Origin of the sequence: Xaviernesmea rhizosphaerae, assembly GCF_001938945.1 — a bacterium.
In the GTDB taxonomy this organism is placed as follows: Bacteria; Pseudomonadota; Alphaproteobacteria; order Rhizobiales; family Rhizobiaceae; genus Xaviernesmea; species Xaviernesmea rhizosphaerae.
Genome location: NZ_MKIO01000020.1, coordinates 166,303 through 185,256, shown reverse-complemented (window position 1 = coordinate 185,256; position 18,954 = coordinate 166,303). Strand labels below are relative to the sequence as shown.

Below are 18,954 nucleotides of genomic sequence, written 5' to 3'. Positions count from 1 at the left end.
CATGGCGATCGCCATCGACATCAAAGGCGTCACGCGCATGTTCGGCCCGGTCGCCGGTCTTGGCGGCATCGATCTTTCCATCGCGGCCGGCGAGTTTTTCACGCTGCTCGGCTCCTCGGGTTGCGGCAAGAGCACGCTCTTGAAGCTCATCGGCGGCTTTGACCGGCCCACCACCGGCGACATCGCCTTTGACGGCAAGAGCGTGCTCGACGTGCCCGCCAACCGCCGTCCCGTGAATACGGTCTTCCAGAACCTCGCGCTCTTTCCGCATATGACGGTGGCCGAGAACATCGGCTATGGCCTCAAACTGCGCGGCCTCAGCGGCGGCGTCCTCACGAAGAAGGTCGAGGATGCCCTCGATCTCGTCGAGCTCGGCGGCTTCGGCCCGCGAAAGATCGGCATGATGTCCGGCGGCCAGCGCCAGCGCGTTGCGCTTGCCCGCGCGCTCGTCATGGAGCCCGGCATCCTGCTCCTCGACGAGCCGTTGACCGGTCTTGACGAACGGCTGCGCCAGCAGATGCGTGACGAATTCGGGCGCCTGCACAAGCGGACCGGCGCGACCTTCATTCTCGTCACGCATAATCAGGACGAGGCCTTGAGCCTTTCGGACCGCATGGCCGTGATGCATCGCGGACGGATCGAACAAGTCGATGCGCCCGCCCGCTTCTTCGAGCGGCCGGCCAATGCCTTCGTCGCCCGCTTCATCGGCATAGAAACGCTGCTCAAGCCCGAGCGGATCGAAACGGAGGCGGCCGGTTCCCTGGCCATCGTTGCCGGCCAGCCGGTTCCGCTTGTCGGCATCGTTCCGGCCGGCGGCGCGGACCTCGTGGTCGCCCTTCGTCCGGATCGGCTCTCCGTCAGCACGCCTGACAGACCGGGGGATCTGAAGCTGACGCTCCGGGACGTGACCTTCCGTGGCCTGACCACGGATTTGCGGCTTGCCTTTGCCGACGGGCAGGAAGTCGTTCTTTCCGTGCCGAGCGACGCGCCGGCGGCCCGACATGTCATCGGCAGCGACGTGTCGCTTGCGCTGGCCCAGGGCGCGGCCATGGCTATTCCAAATTCGACAATACCGACCGCGGTCGCATAACGCGGCGGATCAAAAAGGGGAATGAAACCATGCAACAACAGCAGACATCGAACCCTCTCTCCAGCAATGCAAGTCGCCGCGACATGCTCAAGCTCATGGGGCTTGGCGGTGCGGCACTCGGCCTCGGCAGTCTTAACCTCGGTCGCCGCGCGATGGCGCAGGACATGTCTGTCGCCTTCTGGGCGACGGCGACCCTCGATATTGCCGACAAGTGGCAGAAATTCGCCGAGCTGACAGGCGTCACGCCGCAGTTCACCGACAATGGCAACGATATCGGCCCGGTCGTCGCGCGTCTGGCCGCTGGCAATGCCAACGACCTCTTCGATGTCGGCGGCTTCCAGGGCGGCGCGGAAAAGGAACTTGCCAAACAGGGTCACATCGCCGCCTGGGACCTTTCCAAGATCCCGAACTATGCCAGTGTCTGGCAATGGGCGAAGGACATTCCCTATCTCCAGCTCGACGGCAAGCAGATCGGCATTCCCACTGTCGTCAATGCCGACTCCATCATCTATCGTCCCGACAAGCTCGGCAAGGTCGACAGCTACGGCGTCATCTTCGATCCCAAGCTCAAGGGCCGCGTCGCGATGGAAGATGCCTGGATCAACAGCGCGATCTTCACGGCTATGTATCTGAAGGAAGCCGAGAACCAGCCGATCAAGGATCCCGGCAACCTCAGCGAGTCCGAACTCGGCCTCGTCATGGAATTCCTCATCAAGCACAAGACGGACGGCCAGTTCCGCACCTTCTGGAACGGCTGGGAACAGGGCGTGCAGCTTGTCGCCAACGAGGAAGTGGACGCCATGACCGGCTGGGAGCCGATCGTCTATGAGGGCCGCAAGCGCGGGCTTCAGGTTGAATACGCCGCCCCCGTCGAAGGCTATGAGGGCTGGGGCAACAATACGGTGCTCCTGAAGGGCGCGGTCGATCGCGGCACGTCGGATGCCGCCCATGCCTTCGTCAACGGGCTGCTGGGCGGCTTCTATGGCTGCGAACTGGGCGCGACGCGCGGCTACATGGTCCCCTCCGACAAGAACCTCGAATACGCCAAGGCCCATCCGGACGAATACAAGGCGGATGAGGTCGAAAAGCTCGCAAAGCACGTGCAGGCGAAGTTTGCCGGCAAGGTGTACTGGCAAAATACCCGGCCGGACAATTTCCAGCTCTATGAGGAATGGTGGCAGAAGCTGCGCAATGCCTGAATGAACGACAGCGGGCGGCGATCTGCGTCGCCCGCCATGACACCTTGCACCGGACATCTGCCATGCCCTTCCGACGAACGCTCCTCATCGCGCCCCCACTTGCCGTCGTCGCCCTCATCGGCGTCGTGCCGCTGGCGCTCGTCGTTCTCTGGAGCTTCTGGACCTGGGATCCCGCCACCTACTGGATCAAGCCGGATCTGAGCCTTGCCGGCTATGCCGGCATCCTAAATGCCGGTCGCTGGACGGTCATCCTCTCCACCCTTGTCAAATCCTTCGGGGCAGCGCTGCTCTGTTCGCTGCTCGCGTATCCGCTGTCCTATGCCATCCACGTCATGGCCGGACCGCGCATCCAGATGCTGCTTCTGGCGCTGATGACGATCCCCTTCTTCACCTCCTACCTCATCCGCTCCTTTTCCTGGCGGCTGGTGCTGGGGCGCACCGGCGCCATCAATGAAACGCTGCAGGCGCTGCATATCACCAGCGCGCCGCTTGACTGGCTGCTTTTCAGCAATTTCGCCGTCTTCATCGGCTTCGTCGCCTCCTACCTGCCCTTCGCCGTCTTTCCGCTGCTGCTGTCCATGCGGCGCATCCCCCCGGAACTCATGGCGGCGGCGCGCGATCTCGGCGCCGGCTTCTGGCGCGCCTTTTTCACCATTCTCGTGCCGCTCACCTATGCCGGCCTTTTTGCCGGTTTTCTCTTCGTCTTCGTCATGGTGGCGGGCTCCTCGACCGAGGTACAGATGCTAGGCGGCGCCGGCGCCTCGATCGTCTCGGTCATGATCAACGACGTCATGCGCGTTGCGAACTATCCGCTCGCCTTCGCCATTTCGGTGGTGATGCTCATCACAATTTTTGGCATGGTGCTGATCGGCAATGCCTTCTTCAAGCTGTCGGGCCTCTTTGGGGAGGATGCGGAATGATGGTCCATGAAGGTGTCTTCAACCGCCTCCTCATCTGGACGCTTGCGATCCTCGCGCTTCTGGTGATCTACGCGCCGCCGCTCTATCTGGTCGCCATTTCCTTCAACGCCTCGCTGCAGCCGGGTCTGCCCGGTCTTTCGGATCTGACGCTGCGATGGTATGCGGCGCTGCCCAAGGAAACCGCGTTGATCAACGCGCTCTGGCAGTCGCTCGTCATCGCCTTTTTCACAGCCCTTTTCGCCACGGTCCTGTCGTTGCTGGCCGCGCTTTCCTATTTCGAGTTGAAGATGGCGCGCAGCCTCTGGTTCCTTGCCATGGTGCTGCCTATGTTCGTTCCTGGCGTCATCCAGGGGCTGGCGCTGTCGGCGATCTTCACCCACTCGGGCATCAAGAGCTCGGCCATGACGGTCGTCGCGGGGCATCTGCTCTGGGCCATGCCCTTTGCCTTCATCGTCATCCTCACGAGTTTTTCCGCGGTAAAGCCGTCCTACCTGATGGCGGCCGACGACCTCGGCGCAAGCCGCTGGCGGCAGTTCCGCGATATCACCCTGCCGCTGATCCGGCCGGGCCTGACAAGCGCCTTCATCTTCGCGTTTCTGCTTTCGCTCAACGAATTCACCCGCGCTTTCTATCTGTCCGGGCGACAGAACACCCTGCCCGTGGCGCTTTTCGGCAAGATGAACTCCGGCGCTTCGCCCGTCATCTACGCGATTTCCGGCGCGATTTTCCTGCTCTCAATCCTGATCGTCGTCAGTGTCCTGCAGAAGGCCGGTCGAGCCAGAGCGCGGTGACGACGTCGGCCTTGGGATAAGCCACCAGGAGGGTTGCGGTCTGGCAAAAGGGATTGCAAAGCGCGTCCGAGCGATAGCGCGCCGGTCGTAGCGGGTTGCAATGCCACACCAGTCCTTGAGCTTGGCAAGGGGGTCTCGACCTTGTGGCGCTTGCGATAGAGTGCCTTGTCGTATGGATAGGACACATCTCTGCTGCGGCTCGATGGAATGCAGGGCTCTATACCTTTGCCTGCAGGGCGTCTCGGAAGGTCTTGCTGTCGTAGCCACGATCGGCAATCAGAGCCTTGGCCGGCGGCAGGCAGTTGAGCAGGAGGTGAGCACCCTTGTGGCCGCTCGTCTTGCCTTCATTGCCACAGCATTTGCCCAGGACACGCCGGAAGCTGCCAGCATCCAATGGCGTAATGTCGCCGACCAAATCAGGCCGAAGGTGCCAAAACTCGCCACGCTGATGGATACTGCCGAACAGGACGTGCTCGCCTACATGACCTTTCCCAAGCAGCATTGGGCGAAACTTCATTCGACAAACCCGATCGAATGATTGAACGGTGAGATCAAGCGTCGCACCGAGGTCGTCTGCGTTCGGGCTGGCATTGGTCGATATCTGACGTTTTACAACGCGCGACACCGACCTTCATCCTTTGAACGGCAGACACAGGACCAGGCCTACTTCAACGCTCTGGCGCGGATCTTGGCATATAGGCTTTTGATATCGACAACAGGCTCCGCGGTTTCCTTACGGCTGTCATCGAAGACATCGGCAGCGCCGTCGAGCAGTTGATCTTTCTATTGCTTGACCTGGTTCGGATGCACGTCGAATTGCTGAGCAAATTCGCTCATTGTCTTTTCGCCCTTGATCGCGGCGAGCGCGACTTTCACCTTGCAGGCGGGGCTGCGATTGCGGCGGGCTCGTTATGTCATCATGACTCCTGGCCCCTGCATGATGCCGTGTTCAAAAGCCGAAGACCACTTATCTTACCTGATTAATTTTCCCGAGTCAGCTCTTGAGCCGCTGGGCCGTATCAAGTGGACGAAGGTGTCTTGACCTGAAAGGAGGTCCCCCGCCGCAAGAGCGGGGCCCCTCCCCGCGGGGCTCAGCTTCTCTTCTGCGAAAGGGCGACGGCGAGAATGATGATGGCGCCGCGGGCGATCAGCTGTTGGGAGAATTCCAACCCCATCAGGATCAGGCCGTTGTTGATCATGCCGATCATGAGCGCGCCGACGATCGTCCCGATAATGGTTCCCTTGCCGCCGAACAGGCTGGTTCCTCCCAGAACGGCGGCGGCGATGACGGAGAGTTCATCTCCCTCGCCGAGCTGGAAGCGGCCCGACTGCAGCCGGCCGGCATAGAGCATTCCCGCAAAGGCCGCAGCCGTGGAGGACAGCACGAGAACGCGGAATTTGATCGCCTTGGTATCGATGCCGGAATAGCGCGCCGCCATCTCGCCGCCGCCCGTAGCCAGGACGCGTCGGCCAAAGCCCGTGCGTCTAAGGACGACATGCCCGATCGCGCCGAACAGCAGCATCCAGAACAGGAGCACCGGAACCCCGATGAGCGCGCCGCCGCCAAACAGCCAGGAATAGCCCGGGCTGAGAATGGGAACCGCCGCCGTGTTCGACACCCACATCGCCACGCCCTTGGCGATGCCCATCATCGCCAAGGTGGTTAGGAATGATGGAATGCCGATGCGGGTCGTCAGCCAGCCATTGAACATGCCGACGGCAAGACCGGTTGCGATACCGGCGGCGACGCCCGCGACCGGGCCAGCCACCGCAATCGCCATGGCGACGGTGACAGTGGCAAGACCGGCCACCGCGCCGACCGAAAGGTCGATCTCGCCCGCCGACAGCACGAATGTCATGGCAACCGCCATAACGGCGATCATGGCCGTCTGACGCACGATGTTGAGCAGGTTGTTCGGGTTGAGAAAGCCCTTGTCCGTCAAGGTCAATGCGAACACGACGAAGATGACCGCAAAGCCGATATAGATGATGTACTGGCGCCAGTTGGCGTGGAAGCTGCGGGCAAGCGATGGATTGGCGGTCGTCATGTCAAACCTTCTGCCCCTGCTTGAGGGCCTCCTGAATTTCGATTTGCAGGCGCTGCTCGGCGGCCTGGAGCCGATGCGCCGTGTCATCCGCGGGAATGGCAGGGTCGTCGAACGCCTCCCGGGGGAGATCGGCAAACAGCCTGGCCTCCGAGAGCACGAGGATCCGGTCGCAGGCCGTCAAAAGCTCGCTGAGCTCTGACGAGATGAAGACGATTCCCTTGCCGGCGGCGGCGAGGTCGCGCACCAGCCGGATGATTTCCGATTTCGATCCGATGTCGATTCCGGCCGTCGGCTCATCCAGCACCAGCAGATCGGGATCGGTCGCCAGCCACTTGCCGATTACCACTTTCTGCTGGTTCCCGCCCGACAGGGTGGATACGGCGTGGTCCCGGCTTGCGGTCTTGATGGCCAGGCGCTGGATCTGGGCATCGGCGACCGATTTCACGTCAGCCCCTTTGATCAGGCCTGCCCTGGTCATTCGGTCCAGAACCGCCAGCACCATGTTTGACGCTACCGAATGGGCCGGAATGATGCCCTGCGTTGCCCGCGCTTCCGGCACCAGGGCGATGCCGGCGGCGATCGCATCCGCCGGCTTGCCGATCGCCACGGCCTTGCCGTTGATGCGGATCTCACCGGCGCGGACCGGGTCGATCCCCGCGATCACGCGGGCAAGCGAGGATCGGCCGGAGCCCAGAAGCCCCGCCAGACCGACGACCTCGCCGCGATGCACCGTCAGCGTGATGTCCTGCGGCTTGTGCCGGCCCGAGACATTGCGCAGCTCCAGAAGCGCCTCACCCCTGTGGACTGCGGCGCGCGCCACGTCGGACAGGCCCTTGGACCGCTTGCCCACGATATGCTCGATCATCGTATCGATCGGCAGATCGGACAGCGGCGCGGTGATGACATGGCGCCCGTCCCTGAGGATCGTCGCGCGGTCGCTGATGCGCGCGATCTCGTCCATTCGATGCGAGACATAGATGATGGCGACCCCGCGCGCCTTCAGCTTGCGCAGGAAGACGAACAGCCGGTCGACATCGCTGACTGCTAGCGCGGTCGATGGCTCGTCCAGCACGAGCACGCGGGCATCCTGCGAGATCGCCTTGGCGATCTCCGTCAGTTGCTTCTGCCCGGAGCCGAGATCGCCGACCAGAGCGCGCGGGTCGACATCGACATCCAGCATGGCGAAGAGCTCCGCCGCCTGCCGCTCAGCCACCCGATCGTCGATGAGGCCGAGGCCGCCTTTGGCCTCCCGGGTCAGAAACACGTTCTGCGCCACGGTGAGCGTGGGAATGAGGCTCAGTTCCTGGAAATTCATGGCGATGCCGGCTGCGCGCGCGGCCTCGGGGGTCACGTCCCGAAGCTCGGTGCCACACACGGCGATCGTTCCCGCGTCCGGCCTGTGCACGCCGTTCAGCACCTTCAGGATGGTCGATTTTCCAGCCCCGTTGCCGCCCAGAAGCGCATGCACCTCCCCCCGGCGGATCTTCAGGCTGACATTATCGAGCGCTCTAACCCCGCCGAAGGACTTGGATATTCCCGTCATGCTGACGGCCAGCGGCAAGTCCTCCGCCCCTGGCGCGCCGCCCGCCGCCTGAACGATCATCTCCCCACGCGCTCCCATGCTCCGCTTTCTCCCGAGCGCAGCAGGGCATCTGCCACCAGTTCCGTCAACAGGCCGTCCTCGAAATTGGGCGAGGGTTGCTTGCCTGTCCTGATTGCCGAGAAGAAATCGAAACACTCGACGATCTTCGTCTCGGAATAGCCGATGCCGAGCCCGGGGATCGGCCAGAGACCCTGTCCATAAGGGTGGGCCGGGCCGGTGTAGACGGTGCGAAAGCCGCGGCTATCGGCGGGGTCGTCGGCGAACATGACCTGCAACTCGTCGCGCCGCTCATAGTTGAAGTGGATCGAGCCCTTCGTGCCGTGGATCTCCAGCGTGATAAAGTTGTTGCGGCCATAGGCGTTGCGCGTGGCTTCGAGGCTGCCGATGGCGCCGTTTTGGAAGCGGAGCAGGCTGATGACCTCGTCATCCACGTCGACCTCGCCGCGCTCGACATCGCCAGAAGCCTTTTCGGCCGCGCCGAGCTTGTCAACACCGCCCTGCTGCAGCGGCCTGGTCTTATTGTAGGTGGTGGTGATCGCGTTCACCGTCTCGATCGGGCCGACGAGATAATGCGCGAGATCGACCACATGCGTGGCGATATCGCCCACCGTGCCAGAGCCGGCGATCTTCTTCTGGAAGCGCCAGGACAAAGGGCCATCGGGATCGGCAGACCAATCCTGCAGATAGGTGCCGCGGAAATTGAGGATCTTTCCGATGCGTCCCTCCTCGATATATTTCCTGGCCAGCGCCACCGCCGGCGTGCGGCGATAGTTGAAGGCGACCATGTGAATGACACCCGCTTTTTTGACCGCCTCCGCCATGGCGCGCGCTTCTTCCACCGTACGGGCAAGCGGCTTCTCGCAGATGATGTGCTTGCCGGCCTGCGCCGCGGCGATAGCGATCTCGGCATGGACATTGTTGGGCGTGCAGATATCGACCACGTCGATATCAGGCCGGGCGACCACGTTGCGCCAGTCGCTGGAGGCCTCATCGAAACCATAGCGCTGGCGCGCCGTCTCGGCCGTGTCATCGGTCACGTCGACCACGACCTTGCGGTGCGGGATGACAGGGGCCGGCCAGAAGAACATGGGCATGGAGGCATAGGCCATGGCATGCGCCTTGCCCATGAAGCCGCCGCCGATCATGGCGACGTTCATTCGTTTGGTCATCGTCTTTCTCCGTCATTGAGAGGGCGGGCATTGAAAGGGCGGGCAGTGAAAGGGCCGGCCACATACCCGCGGATTCGCGCAGGCCGTCATCTTCGGGCGGCGTGGACGCCGCCCGCTTCAGGACAATTCGTGCTGGAAGGGCGCGTCAGCGCGTCATTATTGACCGAGGCTGGTCTTCACATTGGCGGTCGGTTCGGTGTTGTAGACCGCCTTCCAGCCCTCAACCAGGGTTTCCTTGGTCACCGGCAGCGCCGGCAAAGCGACAAAGGCCGGGGCCTGCTTGCCGAGAAGGCCATAGCCGGCCAGCATCGCCTCGGTCACCCCCTGGCTGTAGGGCCGCTGCGCGCCCAGCCCCTTGACGAAGCCGCCCTGCGCCATCGAGATCGCAACGTTTTCGCCAAGATCGATCGTGGTGATGACGAGATCGTCGCGCCCGGCAACGCGCGCGGCCGAGACGACGCCCTCGGCAGGCACGTCCCACACCGCCCAGATGCCGTTCAGATTGGGGTTGGAGGTCAGCATGGCGCTGGCGGCCTTGTCGGCGTCGCCAGAGAAATCCGGTCCGCCAATGCCCTGCTCCGCCACGATCTTGATGTCGGGATAGTCCGATGCGATCGTCGCCTTGAAGGCCTCATAGCGCTGCTTGGTGACGAAAAAGTCGGCCGCGTGGAAGACTAGCCCGATCTGGCCCTTTCCGCCCAGCGCCTTGGCCATCAGATGGGCCGAGGCGACGCCATTGCCGTAATTGTCGGCAGAGACGGCGGAGACATACTCCTTGCCCGCGGTGAAGCCGGCCGGCACATTGTCCATGAAGACCAGCTTCACACCGGCATCGGCCGCTGCCTTGTAAGCGCTGGCGGTCGCCACCGGGTCGGTTGGGATCGAGACGATGATGCTCGGCTTCTGCGCCATGATGGTCTCAAGATCGGCCACCTGCTTTTCAGGCTTAAAGCCCGCATCGGTTACGGCAATCACCTTGATGCCCATGGCCGCAAACTGCGTCTGCAGACCGTGGATCTGCGCCTGGCTCCAATCATTGCCGCCATAATGCATGACGATGGCGGCGGTCGCGTTCATCGCCTTGATCCTGGCCAGTTCCTCGTCGGAAAGCTTGATGGAGGATGCCGGCGCCGGCGTCTCGCCATGTGGCCCCTTGGACAGGACCGTGTCCTGCAGCTTTGCGAGAGCCGCGTCCGGATCGGCCTGCGCCGGTACGATCGTTGATAGTGACAGGGCAAACAGAGCGCTGGTCGCTAACAGAATTCGCCTGGTGATCATTTTTCTTCTCCTCCCAAGAAGCCGGGGCCATATTGCCCCGAAAGTGCGGGCCTTCAGGCCTTTTTCAGATAGTCCATGCTGGCGCGCGCGCCCTCGGCAGGGTCCGGCCAGGCGTCGAGCTCGGTACAGATCCAGCCCTTGAACCCAGTCTCGCGCAGGGCGGCGAGAATAGGGGCCGTCGGCACATCGCCGCGATCGATCGGGGTGAAGGCGAAGGGCTCCCTTTGAAACCCTTTCAGATGCACGTAGGAAATGCGCGCGGCATGGTCCCGGATCAGCTTTGCCGGATCGCCGCCGGCGGCGGCCAGATGCGCCGTATCCGGGCAGAAATCGATCGCCGTCAGGCCGAAGATCCGCTCGACCGTTTCCGGCCCCTCGACGATCGTCGAGAGATGCGGATGATAATGCGCGCGCAAGCCGCGCTCTTCCGCCAGGCGCATCACCATATCCAGGGCCGCGCCGAGCCTGGCATAATCGCTGTCGCGAATGCCGTCGAACCGCTTGGCGCCGCCTCCCACCACGAGATGCGGCGCTCCCAGTTCGGCAGCCCGATCCGCAGCCCGGGCCACCCTGGCAAGCTCCTCCGGCAGGATCTCATCGAAGATGAAATTGCCACCCGCATAGGCTGCGACCAGAGACAGGCCCGTATCGGCAAGAAGCTTGCGCAACGCGCTTGCCTCATAGTCCAGAAGATTGCCGTCGAAGAGCTCGACGCCTTCGTAACCCACAGCGGCGATGTCGCTGAAAGCGCGATCCATGTCTGCGAATGTTCGATAGCTCAACTCGGTGATCGAGGTGACGCCCTGCGCGTTTCCGCCAAGCGCACCCCAGCAGTTGGCGTGATAGGCCAGCTTCCAGTCCTGCATGTTCCATCCTCCGGCGTGGCTCGGACCTCCCAGTCCGCGCAACCACCTCGCTCCGGCGATCGGCTCGCCGTGCTCCCATGGCAAACGTTATGATCGGTTAAATGCCAAGTCAACATTATTTCTGCATATCAAAGCTTACTTTTTCATTTTAACGACATAAGTTTGCTCTTGCCCCGCATACACAACCGAATTATCCAAGGATGTGAGGGGTGGCCGGCCAAGCCCGCCGCCCGAAACGAGAGAGGAACTGCGCACCATGCCTCTTGCCCCAACGCCGCCAAACCGCGGGAAGGGTCGCCCCACGACGCGCGAATCGGCATCGGCAAGTCTGGGTGCCATCCTCAACCTCATCCGTCTGGGCAAGGCCACCACACGCCAGGAACTGGAGCGCGAAAGCGAGCTTGGCCGTGCCGTCGTGTCCGACAGGCTGGCGACGCTGAGCGAAATCGGGCTGGTCGTGGAAAGCGAACTGGGCATCGCCAGCGGCGGCCGCGCGCCCCGTCTCGTGCGGTTCAGGACCGATCTCGGTTGTATTCTCGTGGCGACCCTCGATCAGTCGGCACTCGGCGTGGGGATCGCCGATCTGTCCGGCCGTCTGTCGACCGAGCATCACGAGGCGATCGATCTCGGCGCCGATGCCCGCTCGATATCGGACCGGGTCGTCTCCCTGTTCGACTGGCTGATCGCCAAGCATGCGCCCACGATGCCGGTCTGGGGCATTTCCATCTCCGTTCCCGGGCCGGTCACGCACGACGAGGAGACGCTGTTTCTGGAGTATACGCCGTCCTTCCTGCCCGCCTGGGAGGGATTTCCCTTTGTCGAGACCCTGGTCGAGCGTTATGGCGCCCCGGTCTGGCTGCGGTCGAGCATCGAGACGATGACGATGGGCGAACGGTTTTCCGGCGCCGGACAGTCGGTGCGCGACATGCTGTTCGTCAAGGTGGGCAAGCGCATCGGCGCCGGGCTGATCTGCGACGGGCGGCTTCATCGCGGCACGAAAGGTGCGGCTGGCCTGATCGGGCAAATGCCGGTTCAGGCAGGTGACCGGACATCGACACTGGATGCGCTGGCGGGCAGCGACATGATCGCGCGCGAGGGCCTTCTGGCCGCGCAGACGGGGCGAAGCCCCCTGCTGGCCGACACGCTGCGCCGCGGCGGCACGGTGGGCGCGATCGAGGTCAGCCAGGCCGCGCAGGCAGGCGACCCCGCCTCCATGGAAATTCTCGGGCTCAGCGGCCGCCTGATCGGCCATGCCGTGGCCATGCTGGCCAATATGCTCAACCCGGACCTGATTATCCTGTCCGGCACCATGGCGCAGACGAACGACCTCATTCTGGCTGCCGTGCGCGAAACAGTCTATGGTGAAAGCCATCCTCTGGTGACCCGGGACCTCATCATCGGCAAGTCGCAGATGGGCAGCTCGGCTGGGCTGGTCGGCGCGGCCATGGTGGCGATCGAGAGCCTGTTCGATCCGGCCTGCCTGAAGGACTGGATCGTGCAGGCAAGCCCGCTGGCACATCCCCTCTTCCAGAGCGTGCGTCAAACCTGCGGAGAACGAAAAACCATGGCTATGGCCCGCCCCGCCGAGGTGCCCGGCATCCCAGCACAGACGGGATCCGCGCCATGACGATCTCAGGCCTGGGGCCCCATGGGGAAAGAGCCGCGCCTGCGGAGCGGATCGCGCTGACGGAGACGGATATTGCGGCTGCGCAGGAGGCTCGCTTTCGCGTGGCCATCGTGCTGCACACCCTGTCGAGCGACTGGGCCAAGCAGCAGATTGCCGGCATCATGGCCACCTTCGGCGATTGCGCCACGGCCGTTATCGAGGTTGTGGACTGCGGCTTCGCGCCGGAAGCCCAGATCGCCGCGCTCGATCGTCTGCGGGGCGAGAAGCCGGATGCGATCATCTCGATCCCAGTGGCCAATTCCGCGGTGGCAGAAGCGCATCGTCGCGTTTCCAAGGCGGGTATCCGGCTGCTTCTGCTGGACAATGTGCCGACAGGCCTTCTTCCCGGCTCCGATTACGTCGCGCTCGTCTCGGCCGACAATTTCGGCCTGGGCATGATCGCCGCCGCCTTCCTCGATCCCCGGCTCGCGCGCGGCGCGGCCGTCGGCGTTCTTTCCTACCACGCGGAATTCTATGCCACCAACGAGCGCGAGATTGCGTTCAACAAGTGGATGATGACCAACCGACCGGATGTCACCCTGCATGTGCGCAAATTCGACAACATCCAGGCCGCCGGCTCGGATGCGCTGGCGCTCGTGGACGGTCATCGCGATCTTGGCGGGCTTTTCGTGGTGTGGGACACGCCGGCGATGGAGGCGGTCAAGGCGCTGAGACGGGCGGGCCATGTCCTGCCGGTGTCAACGGTCGATCTCGGGCGGGAAGCGGCCATAGAGCTGTCCTCGGACGGGCTGCTCTGCGGCATCGGGGCGCAGCAGCCTTATCTTCAGGGCGTGGCCGTGGCGCAGACCTGCGTGCTCGCCCTGCTCGCCAAGCAGACGCCGGATTGGGTCGCCTTGCCCGGCCTGGCCGTGTCGCGCGACAATGTCGTCGAAAGCTTCCAGAAGATCTGGCGCAAGCAGGCGCCCAGAGAGGTTCTGGTCAGCGCGAAACTGGTGACGGATCACGGGGGACGCTGACGCCGGCCCGCGCCACGCGATTTTAGATCCAGATGATCGATCCCCGCGCCCCCAGTTGGTGTCGAAAAGCGGTGCCGGCGGTAGCATCATAACACGGCCGGTCGCACGGGCCGGGTCGAGAGCACGCTACCAGCCTGCCTTGGCCTCGAGAACACCATGCTCGTGAGCGACTGTGACGAAGCAGTCGTCATCGTCATGCTGCGGAAGTGCGACAGCGGCAGGCTTGAGGCCGGCCCGCCGGCGTCCGAACCGGGGCACGGCATTCAGCAGCGTTTGCGTATAGGGATGGCGGGGGCTTTCGATGACCGAGGCAACGGGCCCGTACTCCACGATCCGGCCGCGATCCATCACGGCAACTCGGTCGCACAGCCGCGCGATCACGGCCATGTCGTGGGAAATGAAGAGATAGGACAGATCGCGCCCTGCCTTCAGTTCGGCCAGGAGATCGAGGATCTGCGCCTGGACCGTGACATCGAGCGCCGAGACAGGCTCATCCGCCACGACAATCTCGGGGTTCGGCGCGATTGCGCGGGCGATCGCGATGCGCTGGCGCTGGCCGCCGGAAAATTCGTGGGGGTAGCGGTCGGCATGGTCGCGGCTCAGCCCGACACGATCCAAGAGGTCGGCAACAACGCCGTCGATGACGCCCCAATCGCGCTCGCCCCTGGCGAACAGCCCCTCGCCGATCTGCCGGCCGACTGTCAGTCTCGGATTGAGCGAGGAATAGGGGTCCTGGAAAATCATCTGGCAGGGCCGGAGAGCCTCTGCCCGCTGCGCCGCCGGCAACGTGTCGACACGCACACCCTTGATCGAGAGCTGGCCGGCGGTCGGCCGGTCCAGGCCCACGGCAATTCGGCCGAGGGTCGACTTGCCGGAACCGCTTTCGCCGATAATGCCGAGCGTTTCGCCCCGTTCGAGCGTGAGGGACACGCCGTTGAGGGCATGAATTTCGCGACCATGGCTCATGAACCGCTTGCGAAGGCCTTCGATCCTGAGGGGCGGGTGGGATATCATGCGTCAGCTCCCTCTCGTTCGCTCCGGTGCCGCATCAGTCCTTTCTCGACCGTCAGATGCGAGGCAAGCAGGCTCCTGGTGTAGGCATGCTGCGGGGCGCCGAGCACCGCGTCGACGGTGCCCGTCTCGAGGATGCGCCCCTGCCGCATCACGGCAACGCGATCGGCCGTCTCCGCGACCACGCCGATGTCATGGGTGATCAGCAGGATGCCGGAGCCGGAGCGAAGCTTGAGATCGACCAGAAGATCGAGCACCTGCGACTGGACGGTCACATCCAGCGCAGTCGTCGGCTCGTCGGCAATCAGGATACCGGGCCGCAAGGCGAGCGCTGCCGCGATCATCACGCGCTGGCGCATGCCGCCGGAAAGCTGATGCGGATATTGCGCCATCACGCGATCGGGCTCGGCAATGCCGACCTCCTCCAGGCAGGCCAGCGCCTGAGCCGTCGCCTCACGGCGCGACAGGCGCTGATGGCGCAGCAGGCCTTCAGTCATCTGCCTGTTGATGGTCAGCACCGGATTGAGGGAGGTCATCGGCTCCTGAAAGATCATTCCGATCCTGGCGCCGCGCACGTCTTCCATCTGCCGCCGGCCCAGGGCCGTCACGTCCTGCCCGTCGATCTCGATCCGGCCGCGCATCTGCGCCGCTTCTGGCAGAAGCTGCATGATCGAAAGGGATGTCATGCTCTTGCCGCTGCCGGATTCCCCGACAAGTGCGAGGATCTCGCCGCGGGCCAGGTCGAAGCTGACGCCGTCTATGGCGTTGAAGGCGCCGGCCTTGGCCGCGAAGGTGACGGAAAGATCGCGCACGCTCAGAACGGGCCTTTGCCCTTCGGTCTCGCTCATCGCAGGCCCTTTCGACGCGGATCGACGAAATCGCGCAGGCTGTCGCCGATCAGGTTGAACGACAGCACGGTCAGGCAGATGGCCGCGCCGGGAAAGATCAGGATCCAGGGCGCCTTGGTGATGTAGTTGCGGCCGGAGGCGAGGATGGCGCCCCATTCCGGTGAGGGCGGCTGAACGCCGAGCCCCAGAAAAGACAGGCCGGCCGCGGACAGGATCGCCGAAGAGAAGCCGAGCGTGCCCATCACGATCAGGCTCTGGCCGATATTGGGCATGACATGCACGCGCACGAGCCGGTTGGTGCCGATGCCGGCCAGCCGCGCCGCCTCGATATAGGGTTTGGCCCGCTCGGCGGCCGCCAGCCCGTAGGTAAGGCGGGCATAGAAGGGCACGAGGCTGATGGCGATGGCGAGCGTTGCGTTCTCGATACCGGGGCCGAGAAAGGCCACCAGGGCCAGCGCGATCAGCGTATCGGGAAAGGAATAGAGGATATCGATGAGGCGCAGCATGACGGCTTCCACCGCGCGCCCGGAAAAGGCCGCCATCAGGCCGGCAAGCCCGCCGATGACGAGGCCGAAGGCGACGGCACTGACGCCGATGCCGAGCGACAGCCGGCCGCCGATGAGAACGCGGCTGAAGAGATCGCGGCCGAACTCGTCCGTGCCGAACGGATATTTCGCCGAGGGTGCGGCAAGACGCGGCCCGACGGCCATGCGCGTCGGATCGAAGGGAGCGAGATAGGCCGAGAACAAGGCCGCGAGAATGATGATCGCCGCAAGAGCAAGGCCGAGAACGACGCTCAAGGGCAGCCGGCGGCGCGGCGGGCGCGGGCCGATCGTGGTTTGTGCCGGAACGGTCATCTCTGCCTCATGCGCGGATCGAGAAGGGTGTAGAGAATGTCGATAAGCATGGAGACGACGACGACGGAGGTTGCGAACAGCACGATGAAGCCCTGGATCATCGGATAGTCGCGCTCCAGCATCGCCTGGACGGCAAGCCGGCCGATTCCATTCCACGAGAACACGTTCTCGATGATGACCTGCCCGCCGAGCAGATAGGCAAAGACAAGGCCGATCACGGTGACGAGGCTGATGAGCGCCGGGCGCAGCGCATGGACGAGGAGAACCTGATGCTCGCGCAGTCCCCTGGCGCGCGCCGTGCGGATATAGTCCTCCGCAAGAACCTCGACCAGCGCCGACCGGGTCATGCGGGCGACGAGCGCGCAATAGGTGAGCCCGAGTGTCAGGGCCGGGAGCACGATGTTGCGCCAGCCCGATCCCGCCACCGGCAGCCAGCCGAGCTTGAGGGAAAAGACCTGGATCATGACGAGACCGAGCCAGAAAGCGGGGATCGAAACGCCGAGCACGGCAATGATCATCACGGCGGTATCGGCGATGCGGCCACGGTTGATGGCGGCCAGGAAGCCGAGCGGTATGCCAATCGTCAACGCTGTAGCAAGGCCAGCAACGGCAAGGGCGAAGGTATTGGGCAGACGCTGCAGAAGGAGCCGGGAAACCGGCTCGTTGCCGCGGATCGTCGTGCCGAGATCGCCCTGCAGCACATGCCAAAGATAGAGCATCACCTGTCGCCAGACCGGCAGGTCAAGGCCAAGACGGCTGCGCATGTCCGCCATGGCCTCCGGCGTCGCGGTCACGGACTGCGCCATCATGGCGGTCACCGGATCCCCGGGCACGACATGGATCAACAGGCCCGACAGGATGATCACGGCGATAATGGTGGAGCAGGCTATCAGCAGGCGTTTGGCTATCAGGAGCATCATCGCATCACCGCTTCCCTCATGATTCCGCCCCGATGCCTGTGGTCTGATTTTGACATTTGCTGAGGTTTGGAACCCGCGACGGCAAAATGTCGAATTCATTCCACGAGACGACGGGGCGGAAAGAACCGATTATCGGGTGACGGTCACGTCATTGAACAGAAGCGATACCATGAAGCCCATCTTGAAGCCTTCGACATTGGCGCCCGAGGCCATCAGCCAGCCCCAGCCGGGCGATAGAAGCGGAACAGCGTAAGCGTTTTCCATCAGATATTTCTCGATGTCATGGATCTTGGTGGCGCGGGCATCGCCCGAAAGCTTGCGCTGTTCGTCCAGCATGCCATCGAGCTGCGCATTGATGCCCATGTTCACGAAGCCGGGGCGCTTCCACAGGAAGGTCAGATAGTCGGGATCGACGCCGGACATGCCCATGGTCCAGACAACAGGCAGGCCGTCGGTCCGTTCGTTCTCGCCCTTCATGTGATCGAAGAAGGCGGCAACCTCGCGCGTCTCGATTTCAGCCTCAACATGGATCGCGGCGAGATCCTGCTGCATGATCTGGTGCATCTGGTCCCAGCCGGGCAGCTTGTGCACCGACAGCTTGATCTTCAGCGGCTTGTCGGCCGTGTAGCCTGCCTTTTCCATGATCGCCTTGGCGGCTTCCGGATCATAGGAAACGCCCCAGCCTGCGCACAGGGATTCGTCGGTGGCGAAAAGGTTCGGCGCCACAGGGCAATTGGCCACGTTGACCAGCCCCTCGAAGGCGATGTTCGCATAGGCATCGCGGTTCATCGCCATGCCGATCGCCTTGCGGATCTCGGGATTGTCGAGCGGCTTGATCTTCCAGGTGAAGGCCGCAAGCATCTGCTGACCGGAAAACTCTGCCGCATAGACCTTGAACTTGCTGTCGCTCTTCAGGTCGGTCGCCTCCTCGAGCGAGGGCTCGACCAGATCGGCCTCGCCGGAACGCAGCGCCGCCATGCGGGCCACCGCTTCGGGAATGACCTTGAAGGTCAGCTTGTCCAGATGCGGCTTGCCGGGATTTTCGATCAGCGGATTGACGTTCTTGTAGTCGGGGTTTGCCGCCAGCTCGATGCTGTCATTGCGCGTCCAGCTGACGAATTTGAAAGGACCGGTGCCGACCGGCTTGAACTCCTTGGTGGCGAAGGAGGACGGGCAGAGGAATGCCGCCTGTATGCTCGTCAGGAACGACGCGAAGGGGCCGTAGGGCTCCGACAGGGTCACCTTCAGCACCTTGCCGTCCACGCTGCTGCCGGTGATCGGCCCCCAGGCGGAGAGGTTCGGATTGAGCGTCGCGGGATCCAGCGCACGGTCGAGGCTTGCCTTGGCAGCGGCGGCGTCGAAGGTGCTGCCATCGTGGCATGTCACGCCATCGCGGATGGTGAAAGCATAGGACTTGCCGTCATCGGACATCGACCAAGCGCTCGCAAGGCCGGGATGCACGGAGCCATCCTTGTCCATGGTCAGCAGCGTGTCGAAGATCAGGTTGGTGATCTGCAGCGACTGCGTCGTGCTGGCCTTCTGGGCATCGAGGCTGTCGGCGTCGACGGAGCGCGCGACGGTGAGATCGGCGGCGACGGCGGGCGAAAGGGCCATGCCTGTCGCGATCGCCGCTGCCGCCAGCAGCGATCGGACATGCTTGCTGATGTGGAACTGTGTCATGCGCTGTGTTCCCTTTTTATGTGGTTGATTT

Annotated in this window: 16 protein-coding genes and 2 pseudogenes; 7 read left to right on the top strand and 11 right to left on the bottom strand. The window is 63.5% G+C overall.

The window, feature by feature from the left end:
* Position 1: 1 nt before the first annotated feature.
* The 5 genes and pseudogenes from BJF92_RS03850 to BJF92_RS03830 all read left to right on the top strand — a co-directional run.
* Positions 2–1,090, top strand: coding sequence for an ABC transporter ATP-binding protein (locus BJF92_RS03850; protein ID WP_075633444.1), 1,089 nt, complete (start codon positions 2–4; stop codon positions 1,088–1,090).
* 29 nt (positions 1,091–1,119) lie between these two features.
* Positions 1,120–2,289, top strand: a complete 1,170-nt coding sequence (locus tag BJF92_RS03845; RefSeq protein WP_075633443.1) for an ABC transporter substrate-binding protein — start codon at positions 1,120–1,122, stop codon at positions 2,287–2,289.
* 62 nt (positions 2,290–2,351) lie between these two features.
* Positions 2,352–3,209 carry an ABC transporter permease gene (locus BJF92_RS03840; RefSeq protein WP_075633442.1) on the top strand — a complete coding sequence of 286 codons (858 nt, stop codon included), beginning with the start codon at positions 2,352–2,354 and terminating at the stop codon, positions 3,207–3,209.
* Positions 3,206–4,000, top strand: coding sequence for an ABC transporter permease (locus tag BJF92_RS03835; RefSeq protein WP_075633441.1), 795 nt, complete (start codon positions 3,206–3,208; stop codon positions 3,998–4,000). Before BJF92_RS03840 ends, BJF92_RS03835 begins: the two co-directional genes overlap by 4 nt.
* Before the next feature lie 340 nt (positions 4,001–4,340).
* Positions 4,341–4,535, top strand: a pseudogene (locus tag BJF92_RS03830) (transposase); the annotation flags it as partial.
* 149 nt (positions 4,536–4,684) lie between these two features.
* On the opposite strand, the pseudogene BJF92_RS25935 reads toward BJF92_RS03830, so the two are convergent.
* From BJF92_RS25935 to BJF92_RS03800, 6 genes and pseudogenes are all read right to left on the bottom strand, one after another.
* Positions 4,685–4,876, bottom strand: a pseudogene (locus BJF92_RS25935) (IS3 family transposase); the annotation flags it as partial.
* A 215-nt stretch (positions 4,877–5,091) separates the two neighbouring features.
* The gene (locus tag BJF92_RS03820; RefSeq protein ID WP_075633440.1) at positions 5,092–6,048 is read right to left on the bottom strand and encodes an ABC transporter permease; all 957 of its coding nucleotides are present in this window, start codon (positions 6,046–6,048) and stop codon (positions 5,092–5,094) included.
* 1 nt (position 6,049) lies between these two features.
* Positions 6,050–7,651 (bottom strand): sugar ABC transporter ATP-binding protein, encoded by a 1,602-nt coding sequence (locus tag BJF92_RS03815; RefSeq protein WP_075633439.1) that lies wholly within the window; start codon positions 7,649–7,651, stop codon positions 6,050–6,052.
* Positions 7,648–8,820: a levoglucosan dehydrogenase gene (locus BJF92_RS03810; protein WP_075633438.1), complete on the bottom strand. Its 1,173-nt coding sequence runs from the start codon at positions 8,818–8,820 to the stop codon at positions 7,648–7,650. Before BJF92_RS03810 ends, BJF92_RS03815 begins: the two co-directional genes overlap by 4 nt.
* 156 nt (positions 8,821–8,976) lie before the next feature.
* Complete coding sequence (locus tag BJF92_RS03805; RefSeq protein WP_075633437.1) at positions 8,977–10,098, bottom strand: substrate-binding domain-containing protein; 1,122 nt, start codon at positions 10,096–10,098, stop codon at positions 8,977–8,979.
* A gap of 53 nt (positions 10,099–10,151) precedes the next feature.
* Positions 10,152–10,964, bottom strand: a complete 813-nt coding sequence (locus BJF92_RS03800) for a sugar phosphate isomerase/epimerase family protein (RefSeq protein WP_075633436.1) — start codon at positions 10,962–10,964, stop codon at positions 10,152–10,154.
* A 256-nt stretch (positions 10,965–11,220) separates the two neighbouring features.
* Here BJF92_RS03800 and BJF92_RS03795 point away from each other — a divergent pair, with 256 nt between their 5' ends.
* Positions 11,221–12,591, top strand: coding sequence for an ROK family protein (locus tag BJF92_RS03795; RefSeq protein ID WP_075633435.1), 1,371 nt, complete (start codon positions 11,221–11,223; stop codon positions 12,589–12,591).
* Positions 12,588–13,607, top strand: coding sequence for a substrate-binding domain-containing protein (locus BJF92_RS03790; RefSeq protein WP_075633434.1), 1,020 nt, complete (start codon positions 12,588–12,590; stop codon positions 13,605–13,607). Before BJF92_RS03795 ends, BJF92_RS03790 begins: the two co-directional genes overlap by 4 nt.
* A 126-nt stretch (positions 13,608–13,733) precedes the next feature.
* On the opposite strand, the gene BJF92_RS25930 is transcribed toward BJF92_RS03790, so the two are convergent.
* From BJF92_RS25930 to BJF92_RS03765, 5 genes are all read right to left on the bottom strand, one after another.
* Entirely contained in the window at positions 13,734–14,621 is an 888-nt protein-coding gene (locus BJF92_RS25930; RefSeq protein ID WP_075633433.1) for an ABC transporter ATP-binding protein, read from the bottom strand.
* Positions 14,618–15,466, bottom strand: a complete 849-nt coding sequence (locus tag BJF92_RS25925) for an ATP-binding cassette domain-containing protein (protein WP_075633432.1) — start codon at positions 15,464–15,466, stop codon at positions 14,618–14,620. The genes BJF92_RS25930 and BJF92_RS25925 overlap by 4 nt, the downstream gene beginning before the upstream one ends.
* Positions 15,463–16,323, bottom strand: coding sequence for an ABC transporter permease (locus BJF92_RS03775; RefSeq protein WP_075633431.1), 861 nt, complete (start codon positions 16,321–16,323; stop codon positions 15,463–15,465). Before BJF92_RS03775 ends, BJF92_RS25925 begins: the two co-directional genes overlap by 4 nt.
* Positions 16,320–17,243 (bottom strand): ABC transporter permease, encoded by a 924-nt coding sequence (locus BJF92_RS03770; RefSeq protein ID WP_075633430.1) that lies wholly within the window; start codon positions 17,241–17,243, stop codon positions 16,320–16,322. Before BJF92_RS03770 ends, BJF92_RS03775 begins: the two co-directional genes overlap by 4 nt.
* Positions 17,244–17,372: 129 nt before the next feature.
* A complete protein-coding gene (locus BJF92_RS03765; protein WP_075633429.1) occupies positions 17,373–18,923 on the bottom strand; it encodes an ABC transporter substrate-binding protein in 1,551 nt (516 codons plus the stop codon).
* Positions 18,924–18,954 lie beyond the last annotated feature (31 nt).